General features: G+C 44.0%; 17 protein-coding genes. 13 read left to right on the forward strand and 4 right to left on the reverse strand.

Translation table 11 applies throughout. The features are described 5' to 3' along the window. Window positions 1–4 precede the first annotated feature (4 nt). The 3 genes from JMF81_RS04605 to JMF81_RS04615 all read left to right on the forward strand — a co-directional run bounded on the left by JMF81_RS04605 (window position 5) and on the right by JMF81_RS04615 (window position 3,575). The gene (locus JMF81_RS04605; protein WP_201310281.1) at window positions 5–418 is read left to right on the forward strand and encodes an endosialidase; all 414 of its coding nucleotides are present in this window, start codon (window positions 5–7) and stop codon (window positions 416–418) included. 47 nt (window positions 419–465) lie between these two features. Then, window positions 466–1,824: a DNA repair protein RadA gene (radA, locus tag JMF81_RS04610; protein ID WP_201310282.1), complete on the forward strand. Its 1,359-nt coding sequence runs from the start codon at window positions 466–468 to the stop codon at window positions 1,822–1,824. Window positions 1,825–1,916: 92 nt separating this feature from the next. Next, the gene (locus JMF81_RS04615; RefSeq protein ID WP_201310283.1) at window positions 1,917–3,575 is read left to right on the forward strand and encodes a glutamine--tRNA ligase/YqeY domain fusion protein; all 1,659 of its coding nucleotides are present in this window, start codon (window positions 1,917–1,919) and stop codon (window positions 3,573–3,575) included. A 263-nt stretch (window positions 3,576–3,838) separates the two neighbouring features. Here the strand turns inward: JMF81_RS04615 and JMF81_RS04620 are convergent, their stop codons facing one another. The 3 genes from JMF81_RS04620 to JMF81_RS04630 all read right to left on the reverse strand — a co-directional run bounded on the left by JMF81_RS04620 (window position 3,839) and on the right by JMF81_RS04630 (window position 6,369). Next, window positions 3,839–5,155 carry an MATE family efflux transporter gene (locus tag JMF81_RS04620; protein ID WP_243282538.1) on the reverse strand — a complete coding sequence of 439 codons (1,317 nt, stop codon included), beginning with the start codon at window positions 5,153–5,155 and terminating at the stop codon, window positions 3,839–3,841. A 12-nt stretch (window positions 5,156–5,167) separates the two neighbouring features. Then, window positions 5,168–5,650 (reverse strand): pyridoxamine 5'-phosphate oxidase family protein, encoded by a 483-nt coding sequence (locus JMF81_RS04625; RefSeq protein ID WP_201310284.1) that lies wholly within the window; start codon window positions 5,648–5,650, stop codon window positions 5,168–5,170. A gap of 167 nt (window positions 5,651–5,817) precedes the next feature. Next, the gene (locus JMF81_RS04630) at window positions 5,818–6,369 is read right to left on the reverse strand and encodes a VanZ family protein (protein WP_243282544.1); all 552 of its coding nucleotides are present in this window, start codon (window positions 6,367–6,369) and stop codon (window positions 5,818–5,820) included. Between the two features lie 288 nt (window positions 6,370–6,657). Between JMF81_RS04630 and JMF81_RS04635 the strand changes: the two genes are divergently transcribed. From JMF81_RS04635 to groL, 3 genes are all read left to right on the forward strand, one after another. Continuing rightward, entirely contained in the window at window positions 6,658–7,356 is a 699-nt protein-coding gene (locus tag JMF81_RS04635; protein WP_201310286.1) for a hypothetical protein, read from the forward strand. Between the two features lie 293 nt (window positions 7,357–7,649). Beyond that, complete coding sequence (locus JMF81_RS04640) at window positions 7,650–7,922, forward strand: co-chaperone GroES (protein ID WP_201310287.1); 273 nt, start codon at window positions 7,650–7,652, stop codon at window positions 7,920–7,922. A 23-nt stretch (window positions 7,923–7,945) separates the two neighbouring features. Continuing rightward, entirely contained in the window at window positions 7,946–9,571 is a 1,626-nt protein-coding gene (groL, locus tag JMF81_RS04645; RefSeq protein WP_201310288.1) for a chaperonin GroEL, read from the forward strand. A gap of 166 nt (window positions 9,572–9,737) precedes the next feature. Here groL and JMF81_RS04650 read toward each other — a convergent pair whose 3' ends face one another. Continuing rightward, on the reverse strand, window positions 9,738–10,562 hold the full coding sequence (locus JMF81_RS04650) for a MerR family transcriptional regulator (protein WP_201310289.1): 825 nt from the start codon (window positions 10,560–10,562) through the stop codon (window positions 9,738–9,740). 194 nt (window positions 10,563–10,756) lie between these two features. Between JMF81_RS04650 and JMF81_RS04655 the strand changes: the two genes are divergently transcribed. The 7 genes from JMF81_RS04655 to JMF81_RS04685 are packed head-to-tail and all read left to right on the forward strand — an operon-like array spanning window position 10,757 to window position 18,010. Continuing rightward, a complete protein-coding gene (locus JMF81_RS04655; RefSeq protein WP_201310290.1) occupies window positions 10,757–11,905 on the forward strand; it encodes a tyramine oxidase subunit B in 1,149 nt (382 codons plus the stop codon). Window positions 11,906–11,927: 22 nt separating this feature from the next. Then, window positions 11,928–12,269 carry a (2Fe-2S)-binding protein gene (locus tag JMF81_RS04660; RefSeq protein WP_201310291.1) on the forward strand — a complete coding sequence of 114 codons (342 nt, stop codon included), beginning with the start codon at window positions 11,928–11,930 and terminating at the stop codon, window positions 12,267–12,269. Continuing rightward, entirely contained in the window at window positions 12,256–13,824 is a 1,569-nt protein-coding gene (locus tag JMF81_RS04665) for an FAD-dependent oxidoreductase (protein WP_201310292.1), read from the forward strand. Before JMF81_RS04660 ends, JMF81_RS04665 begins: the two co-directional genes overlap by 14 nt. A 12-nt stretch (window positions 13,825–13,836) precedes the next feature. Then, window positions 13,837–14,163, forward strand: a complete 327-nt coding sequence (locus JMF81_RS04670) for a (2Fe-2S)-binding protein (RefSeq protein WP_201310293.1) — start codon at window positions 13,837–13,839, stop codon at window positions 14,161–14,163. Between the two features lies 1 nt (window position 14,164). Next, window positions 14,165–15,301, forward strand: coding sequence for an NAD(P)/FAD-dependent oxidoreductase (locus tag JMF81_RS04675; protein WP_201310294.1), 1,137 nt, complete (start codon window positions 14,165–14,167; stop codon window positions 15,299–15,301). Window positions 15,302–15,332: 31 nt separating this feature from the next. Beyond that, complete coding sequence (locus JMF81_RS04680) at window positions 15,333–16,841, forward strand: Na+/H+ antiporter NhaC family protein (protein ID WP_201310295.1); 1,509 nt, start codon at window positions 15,333–15,335, stop codon at window positions 16,839–16,841. Between the two features lie 14 nt (window positions 16,842–16,855). Continuing rightward, entirely contained in the window at window positions 16,856–18,010 is a 1,155-nt protein-coding gene (locus JMF81_RS04685; RefSeq protein WP_201310296.1) for an iron-containing alcohol dehydrogenase, read from the forward strand. Window positions 18,011–18,060: the final 50 nt, after the last annotated feature.

The raw sequence follows: 18,060 nt of genomic DNA on the forward strand, positions 1-18,060 counted from the left end.
GACAATGGCAGTGGTAACTGAATTATTTCGCAGCGAAGAAAACGGAACTCTTTGCTTCGGTGATTACACGTTAGAGACGAAAGCAAAGAAAGGAGACATCGAATTCGAAGGTGATATCTACAAGATCAAGACCTTTAAGACCATGACAAAGCTGGATAAGAATGGTCAGCTGATCTTTGAATCTGTGCCGGGTTCCAGTGTTCACAATTTTGCGGCAACAGCAGACGGAGTGGCGTTTGATATCGAGTCTAACGGAGATGTTCAGGTAACGTTGGAAGTAGAACCACAGCAGGAGTATAAAGTATACATTGACAATACCAACATTGGAAGCATGAAGGCAAATCTTGCGGGAAAACTTACGTTAAGCGTTGAATTAAACGGAGGAATTCCTGCATCTGTCAGAGTAAAAAAGCAGTAATCCGGATGACAGATACAGGAGAATAGCAACAGAAAGAAGGAGAATTTATGGCAAAACAGAAGACCGTTTATTTTTGCAGTGAATGTGGTCATGAATCCTCCAAATGGATGGGGCAGTGCCCGGCCTGCAAACAATGGAATACGTTTGTGGAGGAGAAAGCTGCACCGGCAACCCGCAAAGGAGGGGCGAAGGCTGGAAAGACTTCTGCCTCTCCTATGAATATATCCCAGATTACCATACAGGAAGAGGAACGGATTTCTACCGGTATCCGCGAACTGGACCGTGTTCTGGGAGGAGGAATCGTCACAGGATCTCTGTCGCTGGTTGGCGGTGATCCGGGAATCGGGAAATCTACACTGCTTCTGCAGGTGTGCCGCAATATGGCCAATGCAGGCAGGAAGGTTTTATATATTTCAGGAGAAGAATCAATGCAGCAGATCAAGATGCGTGCCGAAAGGATCGGAACTTTCGAGCAGGAGATGCTGTTGTTTTGCGAGACAGATCTGGAAGAGATCTCCAATGTGATTCTTAAGACAAAACCTGAATTTGTAGTGCTGGATTCCATTCAGACTATGTACAGTGAAGAGCTGACGTCAGCCGCCGGAAGTGTATCCCAGGTCCGCGAGGTGACATCCCGGATGATGCGCATTGCCAAAGAGAACGATATTGCGATTTTTATTGTAGGACATGTAACGAAGGAGGGCGTTGTCGCAGGACCAAGAACTCTGGAACATATGGTGGATACAGTGTTGTATTTTGAAGGAGAACGGGAAGCAGCTTATCGGATTCTGAGAGGAGTCAAGAACCGTTTTGGCTCTACCAATGAGATTGGTGTATTTGAGATGTGCGGGAATGGTCTGATGGAAGTGGAGAATCCTTCCAAGACTATGCTCAGCGGAAGACCGCTGGACGCGTCTGGATCAGTGGTTGTATGTTCCATGGAAGGGACAAGACCGATTCTGATTGAAATTCAGGCGCTGGTTTCTCCTACAAGTTTTCAGATGCCAAGAAGAACTGCGGTTGGGATTGACTATAACCGGGTGAATCTTTTGATGGCTGTTCTGGAAAAAAGAGTCGGTTATCAGCTGGGCGGATGTGATGCTTATGTCAATCTGGCCGGAGGCATGCGGCTGGGAGAGCCGGCCATCGATCTGGGAATCATTATGGCCATAGCGTCCAGTTATAAAAATACGGCGCTGCCGGAAGATACGATTATTTTTGGAGAAGTAGGGCTGGTAGGAGAAGTCCGGGCAGTCTCAGGAGGAGAGGCCAGGATCAAGGAAGCGCAGAAGCTTGGATTTAAGCGCTGTATCCTTCCGCAGGCGAATGTGGAAGCACTGAAGAGCCGGCCTCGGATCCAGCTGATGGGAGTTTCAAATATCAGAGAGGCTCTTGATTATATTTAAAAAGAAAACAGGATACCCGCCTTTTCAGCAGAAAGCCAGTTGAAAGGAGCAGAATTTAAAACAGATAAAATATATGGAGGACAGAAACAGATATGGAAGAAACCATTTCAAAAAATTTTATTGAACAGATTATCGAAAAGGATATCGAGGAAGGACGTTGTAAAAAAGTAGTCACACGTTTCCCTCCGGAGCCGAATGGCTATCTTCATATTGGACATGCAAAATCTATTTTATTAAATTATGGTTTGGCAAAAGAATACGGAGGAGAATTCCATTTCCGTTTTGATGACACCAACCCGACGAAAGAAAAAGAAGAATATGTGGAATCAATCAAAGAAGATGTGGAATGGCTGGGAGCCAAATACGATGGGCCAATCTATTTTGCGTCTGATTATTTTGATAAAATGTATGAATGCGCTGAACTTTTGATTAAGAAAGGAAAGGCGTATGTATGTGATCTGACGCCGGATGAAATTCGTGAATACAGAGGAACTCTGACGGAACCGGGAAAGAACAGCCCATATCGTGACCGCACACCGGAAGAGAATCTTCAGCTGTTCCGGGATATGAAAGCAGGAAAATATCCGGATGGAAGCAAAGTGCTGCGGGCGAAGATCGATATGACATCCGGAAATATGAATATGAGGGATCCGATTCTTTATCGCATCGCAAGGATGGAACATCATAATACAGGAAATAAATGGTGCATTTATCCAATGTATGACTTTGCTCATCCGCTGGAAGATGCGTTTGAGGGAGTGACTCATTCTATCTGTACTCTGGAATTTGAGGATCACAGACCTTTATATGACTGGGTTGTCAGGGAATGTGAATTTGAAAATCCTCCAAAACAGATTGAGTTTGCAAAATTATATCTGACCAATGTAGTAACAGGAAAGCGTTACATTAAGAAATTAGTCGATGATGGAATCGTTGACGGATGGGATGATCCTCGTCTTGTATCTTTGTCTGCTCTGAGAAGAAGAGGCTATACACCGGAATCTATCCGAAAATTTATGGAACTGGTTGGAGTGGCAAAGAGCCATAGTTCTGTGGATTATGCTATGCTTGAGTACTGTATCCGTGATGATCTTAAGCTGAAACGTCCAAGAATGGCAGCAGTTTTAGATCCGATCAAACTGGTGATCACAAACTATCCGGAAGATCAGACAGAGTATGTGGATGTGCCGAATAATCAGGAAAACGAAGAGATGGGGATGAGGAAAGTTCCTTTCTGCAAAGAACTCTATATTGAAAGAGAAGATTTCAAGATTGAACGTCCAAAGAAATACCGTCGTCTGTATATTGGAAATGAAGTGCGTCTTATGAATGCATATTTTGTAACCTGTACCGGATATGACGCTGATGAGGATGGAAATGTGACAACTGTGTACTGTACTTACGATCCGGAATCCCGTGGAGGAAACAGTCCGGATGGAAGAAAAGTAAGAGGAACCATTCACTGGATCGCCGCTCCATTTGCAAAACAGGCAGAGGTACGCCTCTATGAAAATATTGTGGATGAGGAAAAAGGTGTGTACAATGAAGACGGAAGTATTAACCTGAATCCGAATTCACTGACAGTGATCAAAAATGCTTATGTAGAGCCGACCCTGGAAGAATACAAACCAGGAGACAGCTTCCAGTTTATGAGAACCGGATATTTCTGCATGGATACAAAAGATTCAACAAAAGAACATATGGTATTCAACAGGATCGTAAGCCTGAAAAGTTCATACAAACCAAACTAAGGGACTTTGCTCCTCCTGCCTGCCGGAACGCTTCCCACGCTGGCTTTGCCAGCCTGGTCCAGAAGTATCCGGCGCTGCAGGAGGAGCTTCGTTTTTGTGTGGAGAAAGTTAGAATTCCAAAGGAAAGGACCTTCCAGGGGATAAAAGTTTGTCACAGGAGGACAGAAGTTTGAGAAAAGGAGATGGAAGCAGAAGGTTCTGCGCTTTACCCGGATAGAAGTAAAGTGCAGAACCTTGTTGTATGTTATCCAGCACATAAAAAGCTATGCTTTCTTTCGTTTTTTTGATGCCTGATAGAACAGGATTCCTATTATGACAACGATAAATTCCGTGGCTGGGAAGGAACACCATATGCCATGGATTTTTCCCGCAGCTGACAGAAGAAACGCCATTGGAATGATGATAAGAAAGCCTCGCAGGATTGAGATGATATGAGCCGGCCGCGGATATTCCGTAGATGTAAAATACATGGAGATAATAACATTAAATCCTGCAAATGGACATGCAATGAAATAGAGACGCAGTCCGTTAGAGGCAATTTCCTGCAGCAGGGCATTGTGTTCACTGTTAAAAATACTTGTGATCTGCTCTGCTCCTAAAAATACAAAGACATAAATTGCAGCCGATATGATCAGCATAGAGGTCATGGCATACCGGAGAATCTGTTTTGCCGTATGATAATTCCCTGTGCCGTAGCTTCGGCTGGTAATCGGCTGAATTCCCTGGGCTATTCCTGTATAGATTGAGATAATGACCAGGGAAAGATTTGCGATTACGCCATATGCGGCAACTCCGACATTTCCTTCCAGCGTCAGGATAATCGAGTTAAATACGATCATAACGATTCCGGAAGATACTTCTGTGACCAGAGAAGGGATTCCGCTGGATAAAATTTGTATTATCCTGATTCTATCAGGTCTGCACTTTGTAAAGTGAAACTGATTTTTCCTCCGGATAAAATGTGGAGATAAAATCAGCATACTGACAATCGGAGCAAGTCCTGTGGCGAATACCGCGCCAAAGATGCCCATCTGACATGGAAAAATAAAAAACCAGTCCAGTACAATATTTGACAGGCTTCCGCAGATCATGGCAGCCATGGAAAGCTGGGGAGCGCCATCGTTTCGTACGAAACACAGGAGAACATTATTCATCAGGAAGGCAGGCGCAAACAGCATGATAACCCGAAGATAAGTCTCAGACATAGCGAAAACATCCCGATCAGAAGTGAAAAGGCCGATAACGGGGCCTGCAAGAAAAATCCCAATCAGAATAAACACCACAGAAAAACAGGCGGCCAGAAAAACTGCATTGGTAAAAGTACGATTTGCCTGTTGATGGGCGCCCTGACTCTTTTGAATGGAGTATTTGGTACCGCCGCCCATTCCAATCATAAGACCGCTTCCATGGATAAAGCTGTAAAATGGAATTGCCAGGTTTAAAGCTGTCAGACCATTGGTTCCTAATCCTTTGGATACAAAAAAGGTATCTGCCAGAATGTAGCAGGATAATCCCAGCATTCCCAGAACATTAAAAGAAGCATATTTAAAAAAGTCTTTCAGACAATTGGATGATTCCACTGATAAAACCTCCTATGGCACCAGTTCAATGGCCTGTTTTCCGGAAACATGTTCCAGAGACATCTCCAGCATGCAAAGAGAGTTCCATTCCCGCTCAATCATATTCTGGCGATTGTCAGCACTGTCTTCTGGTGCGTATTTGACTGACAGGATTTCGACAGCTTCTCTTTTTTCCTGTTCATCTTCCAGGATTCTGACAGTTCCAAAAACAATCACACTTCGAAAATAGGTTGTATATTTTTCCGGGACGACCTGATCCTGGTCAATCACGCAGAAAGATGCTTTGGGACTGCGGATTATGGCATCAATCTTATGTCCGGCCGCTGCACTGTGAAAAATCAGACGGGAGCCGTCATATACATAACTGATCGGAACCCCGTAAGGATATCCATCGTCACCGCAGAGAGAAAGAACTCCGCAGCTGCCTTTTGTCAAAATGTCTTCACACTCTTTCATTGATAATTTTTGTTTTTTTCTGCGCATTTCACGAAACATAAATTTCCTCCTTCTGATTGCCTGCCTGGGTAAAAAAAATGCACTGATCTTCGTATCTTCAAAGGCCTATTGATACGAAATCAATGCAAAGCATCTTACCCGGCGGCAAATATTGTTGTTTTATTTTATTCTTATATTTAACACAAGAATCAGATAATTGTCAAGGATTAACTGACAAAGGTAAAGAAAAATGCCAGGAAAAAAAGAATGACCGGAAAATGGATCAAAGGATCCGGGGATTGAGAAAGCAGGTATTTTTTTTGGAAGAAGAATCCGGACAGCAGCCGGTAACAAAGACATCCAAGAATGGCTCCAAGTCCATTGGCGATGATGTCATTGATATCAGTGGCACGATATAATGTAAAAAGCTGTGACAGTTCAATGATCAAAGATAAGCCGATGCCGGTCAAAACGGTACGGGAAAGGCGGGCATAAGATCTGCTGATCATTGGGCAGAGAAATCCAAAAGGGATAAATAAAAAGATATTGAGAAAAAAACTAAATCCCAGATCCGCTCCGAAAGGAATCAGCTGGAGAGAAGGATGAAAAATGCTTTCTCCCAAATCTGTCATCCAGATCCAGTCTCTCAGCATTGGGACGCCTGTAACATGCTTTAACATAATGCACATATAGTAATATAAAAGGACAGAACCGGCGAGGATTCGGATATTTGGGGACTGGTGATGTCTGCGGAAAAGGAAAAGACAGAGCAGGATCACGCATAAAAGGCCCAAAAAGAAGAGAGGTCTGAGTATAAGAAGATCCTGGAGAGATTTCAGAAAACTTAGTTGATATTCCAATGTATGGTACTCCTTTCCATAGAAAATAAAAGCTGTTTACAGAAGATATTTTTCGTATTATAGCAAATGAAACAGAGGATTTTAATGACATAAATCTTAAGAATTTTTGACAAAGATTTAGAAGATTGTATTTTGCAATGAGGTTTTATATAATTGAAATTAATAGTATTCAAAGTCAAAAAAACGGAACGGAAGGAGGAAGTTATTTTGGAAAATTTAATAGGGTATCGTCAGAGAACCAGAGGCTTTATGATGGACAGTCTGCCTTTGGCCGGCGGATTTGAGACAAATCCTGAATTGCGGGAAAAAGTCGATGATCAGGGGCATCTGCGCCCTTTTCGAGGGGATACGGTTGTATTTCAGGCAGATGATATCCTGAAAAGACGAGCGGAGGATCTTCAGAAGATTCTTTATGAGAACTGTGGTGATATGCTGGCGGAGCCGCTGAAACCGGATAATTTCCATATGACGCTGCATGATCTGAGCAGCAATGGGACCGGAGATGCATTTGAACAAAAAATGGAGCAGAATCGGCAGGAGGCGGCTAAGATTTTGAATCTTGTGAGGATGGAGAGTTCTGAAAGCATCCATGTAAACACAGTGGGTGTGTTTAACATGGTAAGCACGAGTGTCGTGCTGGGACTGGAGCCTGCAGATGAATCGGCCTGTACCAGACTGATGGAATTGTACGAGCGGCTGCAGATGGTGGTACCGCTGAATTATCCGCTGACGCTGCATATTACCCTTGGATATTATCGTCCAGGATGTTATACGTCTGAACAGAGGCAGCGGCTGGGAGGCACATTTGTCAGACTAAACCGGGAGATGGGGCAGAAATTCTGTCTGAGAGAAAAGAATCTTCGATATGAGCGGTTCGAAGATATGAATCACTATATTTCTCTGTAGCAGCAAAAGAGGGAAAAATCAAAAGCAGAAAAAACAGGATGAAGCGCCTGAATTCCGGGGACCGGCAGCGGTTCCCGGAATTTATATGTTTCTGGCTGAATTATTTCTGAATCTTATCGAGAAAAAATCCCAGTCACTGGACAAAGTTTACAATTTTTTTATAAAAAAAGGGTTGCATTTTTTTCTTCCAGTGATATACTAAGAAACATAGAGTTAGCACTCGATTAGAGTGAGTGCTAACAATAAAAGATAAAAAAGGACAATTTTCTAAGTTTTTAGGAGGTAATATTATTATGAAATTAACACCATTAGGAGACAGAGTTGTTTTAAAACAGCTGGAAGCAGAAACAACAACAAAATCTGGAATTGTTTTAACAACAGCTTCTCAGGAAAAACCACAGGAAGCAGAAGTCATCGCTGTAGGTCCTGGAACTGAGGATGTAAAAATGGAAGTTTCTGTAGGACAGAAGGTTATCTATTCTAAATATGCCGGAACAGAAGTAAAATTAGAAGATGAAGAATATATCATCGTAAAACAGAATGACATCTTGGCTGTAGTGGAATAATTGAGTTGGAGGTATAGGAAATCATGGCAAAAGAAATTAAGTATGGTATTGAAGCTAGAAAAGCTCTGGAAGCAGGCGTAAATCAGTTGGCAGACACAGTTCGAGTTACGATCGGACCAAAAGGACGCAACGTTGTTCTTGATAAATCTTTCGGAACACCATTGATCACAAACGACGGTGTTACAATCGCAAAAGAAATCGAACTGGAAGATCCTTTTGAAAACATGGGAGCACAGATCGTAAAAGAAGTTGCAACAAAGACAAACGATGTTGCCGGTGATGGTACAACAACAGCAACTGTACTTGCACAGGCAATGATCAATGAAGGAATGAAAAACCTTGCAGCAGGAGCTAACCCAATCATCCTTCGTAAAGGAATGAAGAAAGCAACAGAGGCAGCTGTTGATGCAATTGCTGAAATGAGCAGTAAAGTAACAGGAAGAGATCAGATTGCAAAAGTTGCATCTATTTCCGCATCTGATGAAGAAGTTGGAGAATTAGTTGCAGACGCTATGGAAAAAGTATCCAATGATGGTGTTATCACAATCGAAGAGTCTAAGACAATGAAGACAGAATTAGACCTGGTAGAAGGTATGCAGTTTGACCGTGGATATTTATCCGCATACTTCTCAACAGATATGGAGAAGATGGTAGCAGAACTGGAAGATCCATATATCCTGATCACAGACAAGAAGATTTCCAACATTCAGGATATCCTTCCATTGTTAGAGCAGATCGTACAGAGCGGAAAGAAACTGCTGATCATCGCTGAAGATATCGAAGGAGAAGCTCTGACAACATTGATCGTAAACAAATTACGTGGAACATTCTCTGTATGCGCAGTAAAAGCTCCTGGATATGGTGACAGAAGAAAAGCAATGCTGGAAGATATCGCTATCTTAACAGGTGGTACAGTAATCTCTGAAGAAGTCGGAATGGACTTAAAAGACGCTACAATCGATCAGTTAGGACGTGCAAAATCTGTTAAAGTTGAAAAAGAAAACACAGTCATCGTTGATGGTGAAGGTGATAAAGAGGCAATCCAGGCTCGTATCGGACAGATCAAGGCTCAGATTGAAGAAACAACATCTGAATTTGACAAAGAAAAATTACAGGAAAGACTTGCAAAACTGTCTGGCGGAGTTGCAGTTATCCGCGTAGGCGCAGCAACAGAGACAGAAATGAAAGAAAGCAAGCTTCGTCTTGAAGATGCTCTTGCAGCTACAAAGGCAGCAGTAGAAGAAGGAATTATCTTCGGTGGAGGATCTGCATATATCCATGCATCTAAGAAAGCAGCTGAAAAGACAGCAGACTTAGAGGGAGACGAAAAGACAGGAGCAAATATTATCCTGAAAGCACTGGAAGCACCATTATTCCAGATCGCGGTTAACGCAGGATTAGAAGGTTCCGTTATCGTAAATAAAGTAAAAGAACAGGAAGTCGGAGTCGGATTTGATGCATTAAACGGAGAATATGTAAACATGGTAGAATCCGGAATCATTGACCCGGCCAAAGTAACAAGAAGCGCGCTTCAGAACGCAACATCTGTAGCATCTACATTATTAACAACAGAATCTGTTGTAGCAGACATCAAAGAAGAAACACCGGCAGCTGCAGCAGGAGCAAACCCAGGAATGGGAATGATGTAATAACTGCGTTATTAAAGCCTGAGCGAAGGCAATTACCTAAGAACTTAATACCTTGATAATTTTACAGGAGTCAGTTTCTGGCTCCTGTTTTTATTATTTCACAGGAAATTGTTTCCCTGTGAAATAATAACGCTGTGCTGCAAAGAAACTTTTCTGGTATGTGACGTCAGTGAGTCTTCACTGGTATCTGGACTTCGATCACGTGTTCACTCTGGATGCTGGTTTCATATTCATTAATATGACATAATTCAATGGGGTCAGAAATTACATCCAGATGGTGTTTCCCGGCATAGTGCAGCATTTTCTGCACCCATTTTTTTGTGTTGTCATAATTGCCGGGATAGATAACGGACAGGTACTGGCCGGCAGGCAGAGTATAATTGCTGTCATAAATTGGCTCCGGAGAATAAAAGAAAACATTTTTTGTCCTCAGCTGGCTGGAATCCGGATTGCTGTTTTTGATATCCAGAGTGTAGCAGTCACAGGCGCCGATGGTTTGTATCTTATCCGGATGAGACCTCATATACTCAGCGACCGCATAGTCTACGTACTGATCCGGCAGGTTTTTGTCGCTTATCATAATGCAGAGGCGGGCCGGCAGATCCTTCAGACGAATCTGGCCCATAAACTTCCGGTCTTTCACCGCAGACTGAATGGAAGTAATCCGGGCCTGGATGCTGTTTTTAGTCTGGAGAAGATGCTGAATCTGATCTTCGGTTTCCTGCAGCTTTTCTTCCAGTAAAGATAAAGAATTTTCCACTGTGCGGTTATCATCAAACTCCTTGATTTGTTCCACTGAAAGATTCAGATCAAGAAGCTCCCGGATCATGGCAAGTTTACGGATATCTTCCAGCGTATAAAGACGATAATTATTTTTAGGATCCCGTTTGGGCTTCAGGATTCCCATTTTTTCATAATAGCGGATGGAATCAACTCCAATATGATAAAGTCTTGAAAGATCTCCGATTTTAAAATACTGTTTTTTGTTCATAGGTAAGTCTCCCTTTTGTATGTAATTATCTTCAGCATATCATAAAATCAGAAAAATTGAAAAAAGTTATTGACTCTGGTATAATACTAGACTATATAATTCGATTATCGAGAAAAACAGCGCAAAGGAGCACTGAAGTTGTGAGAATACAGCTTCCGTGCTCCTTTTTCTTTTACGAACAGGAGGAATGGCAGATGTCAGATGGAAGAATCGATTTTTTATATTTAAATGAAAAAGACATGATCGAAGCCGGTGTCTTGGATGCAGGAAGATGTGTCGATGTAATGGAAGAAGTCATTTCGTTGATGGGAAAAGGAGACTATCTGATGGGAGGTCCTGATCACAATGCTCACGGGCTGATGCTGGAATTTCCCAAGAAATCAAAGATCCAGGGATTCCCGCTGGAAGATTCCAGAGACCGCCGCTTTATTGCCATGCCGGCATATCTTGGCGGAAGGTTTCATGTTGCGGGGCAGAAATGGTACGGATCCAATGGAAGAAACCGTGCAAAAGGATTTCCAAGGTCCATTTTGATGGCGACATTAAATGATGTGGAAACCGGCGCACCTCTTTGTTATATGTCAGCGAATCTGTTAAGCTCCATCAGAACCGGAGCAATGCCGGGACTGGTGGCAAAATATTTTGCGAAGGATAAGGTTGGCACCATCGGGATCATCGGACCAGGAGTGATTAACCGTTCTTCCATGAGAGCTTTTATGGCGAAATTTCCAGACATTCATACGGTAAAAATGGTGGGAAGCACACCGGAATCAAAGACGGCACAGAAAATGAAATCTTTTATTGAAGAACATTTTCCACAGGTTAGTGATATCAGAATCTGCGCAAATGTTCAGGAAGCGGTAAAAGATGCAGATATTGTCTGTGAGGCGGCGTCTGTAACATACCCGTACTGGCCGGAATTAAAATATGAATGGCTGAAACCGGGAGCCGTTGTTATTTCAACCAATGGATTGAATATCTCATGGGAAGATGAATTAAAATTCAGCAAAGTCGTAGATAACTGGGGTATGTATGAGGAATATGCTCAGGAAGACGGCGATGAGTTTCATCCGGACGGCACAAGAAAGAACGCAGGAACCATTGGAGAAGATTTTGTTTATATGGTGAAAGACGGTTTGATTCAGAGAGACGATGTGAAGAATCTGGCGGATGTGGTCAATGGAAATGTCACGGCACGAGAAAATAAAGATGAAATTTTCCTGGTTTCCATTGAAGGAATGCCAATCCAGGATGTGGCATGGGCCTATGAATGCTATCATGCAGCCCTGAAGAAAGGAATCGGCACCATGCTGAATTTATGGGAAAAACCGTACGCATTATAGAGGAAGAAGAGGAGGAATTCATATGGGAAGAATTAAGGAACATCCGATTTTAGGAGAGGCTCCGGAAAAAAAGAAAGTAACGTTCCGTTTTGACGGAAAAACAATGGAAGGATATGAAGGAGAGCCGATTGCCGCGGCTTTGAAAGCGGAAGGTGTTATGGTCCACAGATATACGAAAAAAAGACATGAGCCAAGAGGAATATTCTGCGCCATAGGCAGATGTACGGACTGTGTTATGATCGTTGATGGAAAACCAAATGTCAGAACCTGTATTACTCCTTTGAAAGAAGGGATGACAGTGCAGACCCAGTACGGAGTACAGGCAAAGGAAAATGGAAAGGAGGGATTTGATGAAACGATATGATTTGATTGTAATAGGAGCAGGACCGGCAGGTTTATCCGCGGCCATTGAAGCAGCGAAATGCGGAATGAAGCCGGTTGTATTTGATGAAAACGCAAGGCCGGGAGGACAGCTGTTTAAACAGATTCATAAATTTTTTGGTTCCAAAGAACATAAGGCTAAGATTCGAGGATTTAAAATAGGTGAGGATCTGTTAAAGGAAGCAGAAGAATATGGTGTCGAGGTAGTGCTCAATGCCACAGTAATCGGTCTGTATCCGGAAAAGGAAATTACCGTAAGGATTGGAGATATCGTGAAGCATTTTAAGGGAGATTATATCCTGATCGCTACCGGAGCCAGTGAAAATATGGTGACATTTAAAGGATGGACCAAGCCGGGAGTCATAGGAGCAGGAGCCGCTCAGACGATGATGAATCTTCACCATGTTATGCCGGGAGAGCGGGTGCTGATGCTTGGAACCGGAAATGTAGGTCTGGTGGTCAGTTATCAGCTTCTGCAGGCAGGATGTGAGGTGGCGGCGCTGGTAGACGCGGCTCCGAGAATTGGAGGATATGGCGTTCATGCGGCAAAAGTTGCAAGATGCGGAGTTCCTTTTTATCTGTCCCATACGATCGTAGAGGCGGAAGGGGAAGAAGCAGTATCCGGAGTTACCATTGCCCAGGTGGATGAGAAATTTCAGTTTATTCCGGGAACAGAAAAACATTTTGATGTGGACACTATCTGCGTGGCAGTTGGATTATCCCCGATGTCACAGCTTCTAAAACAGGCAGGGTGCCAGATGGCAGATCTGCCGGGAGGATATGTTCCGGTCTGTGATGAATTTGGCAAGACTTCCATTGATGGAATCTATGCGGCGGGCGATGTTTCAGGAATTGAAGAGGCAAGTTCCGCCATGATTGAAGGAAGAATCTCAGGAGTAGTGATCGCGGCAGATGCAGGGTATCTCTCTGAAGATGAAAAACAGCAGAAATGTGATGAGCTGGAAAAAGCATTGGGCGGTCTGCGCCAGGGAATGTTTGCTCCAAAAAACAGAGGAAAAAAATTAGAGACAACAGAAGAGGGAATCCGGCTTTCTGAAAGTCTTCTGACAAAAGGATATATTGCAGACGATGAGATTTCCAGATATCCAGGATTTGTTAAAAAAGCAGGTGTTCATCCTGTTATGGAGTGTACACAGAATATTCCATGCAACCCATGTCAGGATGCCTGTCCGAAAGGATGTATTTCCATCGGTGAGAATATTACATCACTTCCGGTCGTAGTGGCAGACAAGGAGTGTATTGGATGCGGTATGTGTGTTGCGTCATGTTCCGGACAGGCGATTTTCCTGGTAGATGAGACATATGAAGAAGGATACGCAAGTATTACAATGCCGTATGAATTTCTGCCGCTTCCGGAAAAAGGCGATGTCGGAACAGCGCTGGATCGCAGCGGAAAAGAGATATGTCAGGCACAGGTCGTTGATGTGCGCAGCACGAAAGCTTTTGATCATACGAATCTTTTAACGATCAAAGTTCCGAAAGATATGGCAGACAAGGCGAGATTTTACAGAAGATAGGAGGGGATGGAGATGATCAGTGTAGATGACAGATTGAAAGAAATCGGAGAATTTATTCCTCAGCCGGATGATGATATGCTGGTATGCCGGTGTGAGGAAGTCAGCAAAGGAGAAATCCGGAAAGCAGTTCATGCGGGAATGTTTACGATAGAAGAAATCAGGCGTTTCCTGCGGTGCGGCATGGGGCTGTGCCAGGGACAGACCTGCAGCAGACTGGTAAAAAGCATTGTGGCAAGAGAACTGAAAGTATCCCCGGCGGAGCTTGAGCCGGCAGTGTCCAGGGCTCCGATGCGTCCAATGGAAATGGAAGTGCTGGGAAGAGATGGAGGTGACCGGTAATATGAAAAAGACAGCAGAAGTCATTATCATAGGAGGCGGCGTCAACGGATGTGCCGCTGCCTATTATCTGGCAAAAAGAGGAGTAAAAGATGTCATTGTGCTGGAAGCCTCAGAAAGCATTGGACATGGAGGATCCAGCCGGAATGGAGGCGGCGTAAGACAATCTGGAAGGGATCCGCGAGAACTGCCATATGCAATGTATGCAGTACAGAATATGTGGCCGACATTATCTGAAGAATTAGGAGTAGATGTTGAATATAAACAGGCAGGAAACCTGCGGCTCGGAAAAACACAGGCGCATATGGAAAAATTAGCCCGACTGGCTGAAAATGCCAGAAAGGCAGGGGTTGATGTCCGGATGATCGATGGGAAAGAGGTAAAAGAAATTTGTCCGTACTTATCCGATGATATCATCGGAGCCAGCTGGTGTCCGACCGATGGACATGCCAATCCGATGCTGACGACGCTTGCTTACTTTAAAAGAGCCGTGGAACTTGGTGTTTCTTTTGTAAAAAAAGCGCCGGTAAAAGCCATCAAAAAGGTAAAAGGACGGGCAAGAAAAGTAATCACCGTGGATGGAACTGTATTTGAAGGAGAAACGATCATTCTTGCAGCAGGATATGAAAGCCGGGAGATTGCAAGAACGGTTGGAATTGATATTCCAATGACGCGGTATTTTGAAGAAGCTCTGGTAACAGAAATGCAGCCGCCGATGTTTGAACAGATGCTGGGAACGGCGGATGCCGATTTTTACGGACATCAGACTGTCCATGGATCTTTTGTATTCGGTTCAGAATCTGGTCTGGAAGAAGCGGCGGATATGGAACCGGCGGATTTAAGGACTTCCGCTTTGACCATGTCTGCAGGATGCCGTGCGATCATAGGGTATATTCCGGCCCTGAAAGATGCCAAGATCGTAAGAAGCTGGGGCGGATGGCTGGATATGTGTATTGATGAAGTGCCGGTCATCAGTCCGGTGGAAGAAGTACCGGGCCTGATCCTTGCCTGTGCGTTCACAGGCCATGGATTTGGAACGGCTCCTTCTGTAGGACTGATGTTATCTCAGATGGTGGTAGGAGAAGAAACAGTGGTAGATATTCATTCGCTGCGGTACGACCGGTTTAAGGCAGACCGATAAGACTGCAGGGATCAACACAGGGAGGCAGCATATGGGAAACAGCAGTAACATAGTAAAAAGAATCATATATTACATGAATCCGAAACGCATTGACTCGAAGATGGTAAAACTATGGATTTTTTATCTCCTGATGAGTGTGATATTTTTCGTGTTGCCAAAGAATATGATCGAAGGTCATATTCTGATTCTGGCACCGATCGTAGTCCTTTTTGTCTATGCCCTGACAACGAAAGATGTTATGAGCAGTCTGATTCTGGGAACCTTTTCCGCTTATATTTTATGGCATAAGCTGGGATGCGTGGGCGGTTTTTTTGACGACCTGATGACGGTACTTTCCGATGAAGAAAATATTGAAATGTATATGTCCTTTTTCCTGTGCGGAGGGATTATCATTGCCATGAAACGCAGCGGAAGTACGAAGGCGTTTGCTGATTTTGTCGTATCCAGGTTTGGAAAGAATGAGAAGATTCTTCTGACGGCATCCGGAATTTACGCAGGAGCGACATCCATTGACGATTATGTATCCGCGCTGACTGCCGGAGCATCTTTTACACCTTTGATAGAAGCGGTAAAGAAACCGAAACTGGCTCTTGCTTATGTTGTAAGGACACTGAGCATTAATGTGTCAGAGATGCTGCCTTTTGGGGCATGGGGATATTTTGTAATTTATCAGATTGCAGATGCGGCCAATGTATCAGGCCGTGCTGAGGCAACACATATTTTCATGCAGACAATTCCATATATGTTTTACTGTATGGTTGCCTGCATTATCGCTTTATTGTTTGCTTTGGGAATTTTTCCTAAAATCGGACCGATGAAAAAGGCGTATCAGATGATAGAAGAAGAAGGCATCCAGATGGGAGAAGCCCAGACGCAGGATGAGGAAGAAGATTTTGATGGAAACAATCCAAGGACCAAAAATGTAAGTGCCTTAAATCTGATTCTTCCGATCATAGTGATCGTAGCGGCGCTGATCGCAACCGGATTAAACTGTTATCTGGCATTTGGAATTGCGGCAGTCTTTACCGGAGTGCTGTATGTGCTCCAGGGGCTGATGACGGTGAAGGATTATGTACAGTGCACCGTTGATGGATTTATCGACATGATGGATATGGTTATGATCCTGATGCTTGGATATGCCATGCAGGAAGTACTGTATGCCATGGGAATGGAAACTTTTGTAGAAAGCGTCTGCAGGGCGATTCCGATTCCAAGCCTGCTCCCATTTCTGATTTTTGTGTTCTTCTGCTGCGAAGAATATTTGTACAGTCTGAACTATACCCTGTTTCAGATTGCGATACCGGTTCTGCTGGTAGTTCTTTCCAACATACCGGGAGTCAATGTGCCGCTTTGCCTGGGAGCTTTGATTTCCGCCAGCCTGTTTGGAGCTAACGCCTGTGTAGTATCTGATCTGGGGGTTGTATCCGCACGGTCCTGCGGTGTAAAGATTTATGAACAGTATATCACATGTCAGCCATATTTTATCCTGTCTGCGGTGATTGCAGGAGTCATGTACCTGGCAGCAGGATTTCTATTATAAGGAGATGACAAAATATGATAAAAGATTTTGAATTTTATATGCCGACGAAAATCATTTTTGGAAAAGGAAAGATAACATTGGCGGCAGAAGAGATCAGGAAACTGGGGAAGAGACCGCTGTTTGTGACGGATCAGCCGCTTATTGATACCGGTCTTCTGGAACCTGTTTTCCGGAAGTTACGGGAGGAAGAGATTGATTATGTAATGTGGACAGACATCGTTCCGAATCCCAGAGATAAAGATATAGAAAAAGGGGCGGCCTTTGCCGCAAAACAGAAAATTGACTGTATGATCGCTGCCGGAGGAGGATCTGTGATCGATACGGCGAAAGCCATGGGAGCGATTCTGGAAAATGGAGGAACGTGCGAAGACTGGAGAGAAGGAAATTTAAAGCATAAGATCACACCGTTAGTCTGCATTCCAACGACCTGCGGGACAGGAAGTGAAGTGACTCATGAGGCCATTGTAAACAACACCAGCACCCTGGAAAAAGACTGTATCTGGGGCGAGCAGGTCAGTGTAACAACAGCGATTCTGGATCCGGATGTTCTGAAAAACCTTCCAAAGAAGCTTCTGGCATCCACAGGGATGGATGCGCTGACCCATGCTCTGGAGGCCTACGTATGCAGGGCTTCCAACCCCGTGACAGATGCCCTTGCTCTTGCAGCCATCCGAATGATCGGAGAGAGCCTTGAGAAGGCTGTAAAGGAAGACAGCGAAGAGGCATACGGACAGATGCTGGCCGCCAGCTGTATGGCGGGAGCAGCTTTTGGCAACTCTGATGTGGCCGCCGTCCATTCGATTTCAGAAGCCCTGGGAGGATATTATGATATTCCGCATGGTGTGGCCAATGCCATGGCTCTGGCGGAAGTCAGCCGTAGAAGTGTTCCCGGAGCGCCGGAGAAATACGCGGAAGCAGCCAGAGCTCTTGGTTTGAAGACCCGGGGGAAAACGGCGGAGGAGGCCGCTTATCTGGGAATTGATTATATGGAGGAACTGGCAGAAAAAATGGGCATTCCGAAGTTTTCGGAAATGGAACAGGTAAATCCAGAGGATTTCCGCAGACTGGCAAAAACAGCGGCCAATGCGGAAGAAACACAGGATAATCCGGTGGTCTTTTCAGAGGATGATTTTGTCTCTATTTTTGAAAAGCTGTACCGGAAATCCTAGTTTCCAAAATTCATTTTTATACATTTGAAGAGGGAATTTATTTCCCTGAT

Source organism: Anaerostipes butyraticus (assembly GCF_016586355.1).
Taxonomy (GTDB): domain Bacteria; phylum Bacillota; class Clostridia; order Lachnospirales; family Lachnospiraceae; genus Anaerostipes; species Anaerostipes butyraticus.

Bases quoted from the DNA above. Each gene is read 5' to 3' on its own strand.
- JMF81_RS04605 (WP_201310281.1), top strand. From the start codon at position 5: ATGGCAGTGGTAACTGAATTATTTCGCAGCGAAGAAAACGGAACTCTT.
- radA (WP_201310282.1), top strand. From the start codon at position 466: ATGGCAAAACAGAAGACCGTTTATTTTTGCAGTGAATGTGGTCATGAA.
- JMF81_RS04615 (WP_201310283.1), top strand. From the start codon at position 1,917: ATGGAAGAAACCATTTCAAAAAATTTTATTGAACAGATTATCGAAAAG.
- JMF81_RS04625 (WP_201310284.1), bottom strand. From the start codon at position 5,650: ATGTTTCGTGAAATGCGCAGAAAAAAACAAAAATTATCAATGAAAGAG.
- JMF81_RS04640 (WP_201310287.1), top strand. From the start codon at position 7,650: ATGAAATTAACACCATTAGGAGACAGAGTTGTTTTAAAACAGCTGGAA.
- groL (WP_201310288.1), top strand. From the start codon at position 7,946: ATGGCAAAAGAAATTAAGTATGGTATTGAAGCTAGAAAAGCTCTGGAA.
- JMF81_RS04650 (WP_201310289.1), bottom strand. From the start codon at position 10,562: ATGAACAAAAAACAGTATTTTAAAATCGGAGATCTTTCAAGACTTTAT.
- JMF81_RS04655 (WP_201310290.1), top strand. From the start codon at position 10,757: ATGTCAGATGGAAGAATCGATTTTTTATATTTAAATGAAAAAGACATG.
- JMF81_RS04660 (WP_201310291.1), top strand. From the start codon at position 11,928: ATGGGAAGAATTAAGGAACATCCGATTTTAGGAGAGGCTCCGGAAAAA.
- JMF81_RS04665 (WP_201310292.1), top strand. From the start codon at position 12,256: ATGAAACGATATGATTTGATTGTAATAGGAGCAGGACCGGCAGGTTTA.
- JMF81_RS04670 (WP_201310293.1), top strand. From the start codon at position 13,837: ATGATCAGTGTAGATGACAGATTGAAAGAAATCGGAGAATTTATTCCT.
- JMF81_RS04675 (WP_201310294.1), top strand. From the start codon at position 14,165: ATGAAAAAGACAGCAGAAGTCATTATCATAGGAGGCGGCGTCAACGGA.
- JMF81_RS04680 (WP_201310295.1), top strand. From the start codon at position 15,333: ATGGGAAACAGCAGTAACATAGTAAAAAGAATCATATATTACATGAAT.
- JMF81_RS04685 (WP_201310296.1), top strand. From the start codon at position 16,856: ATGATAAAAGATTTTGAATTTTATATGCCGACGAAAATCATTTTTGGA.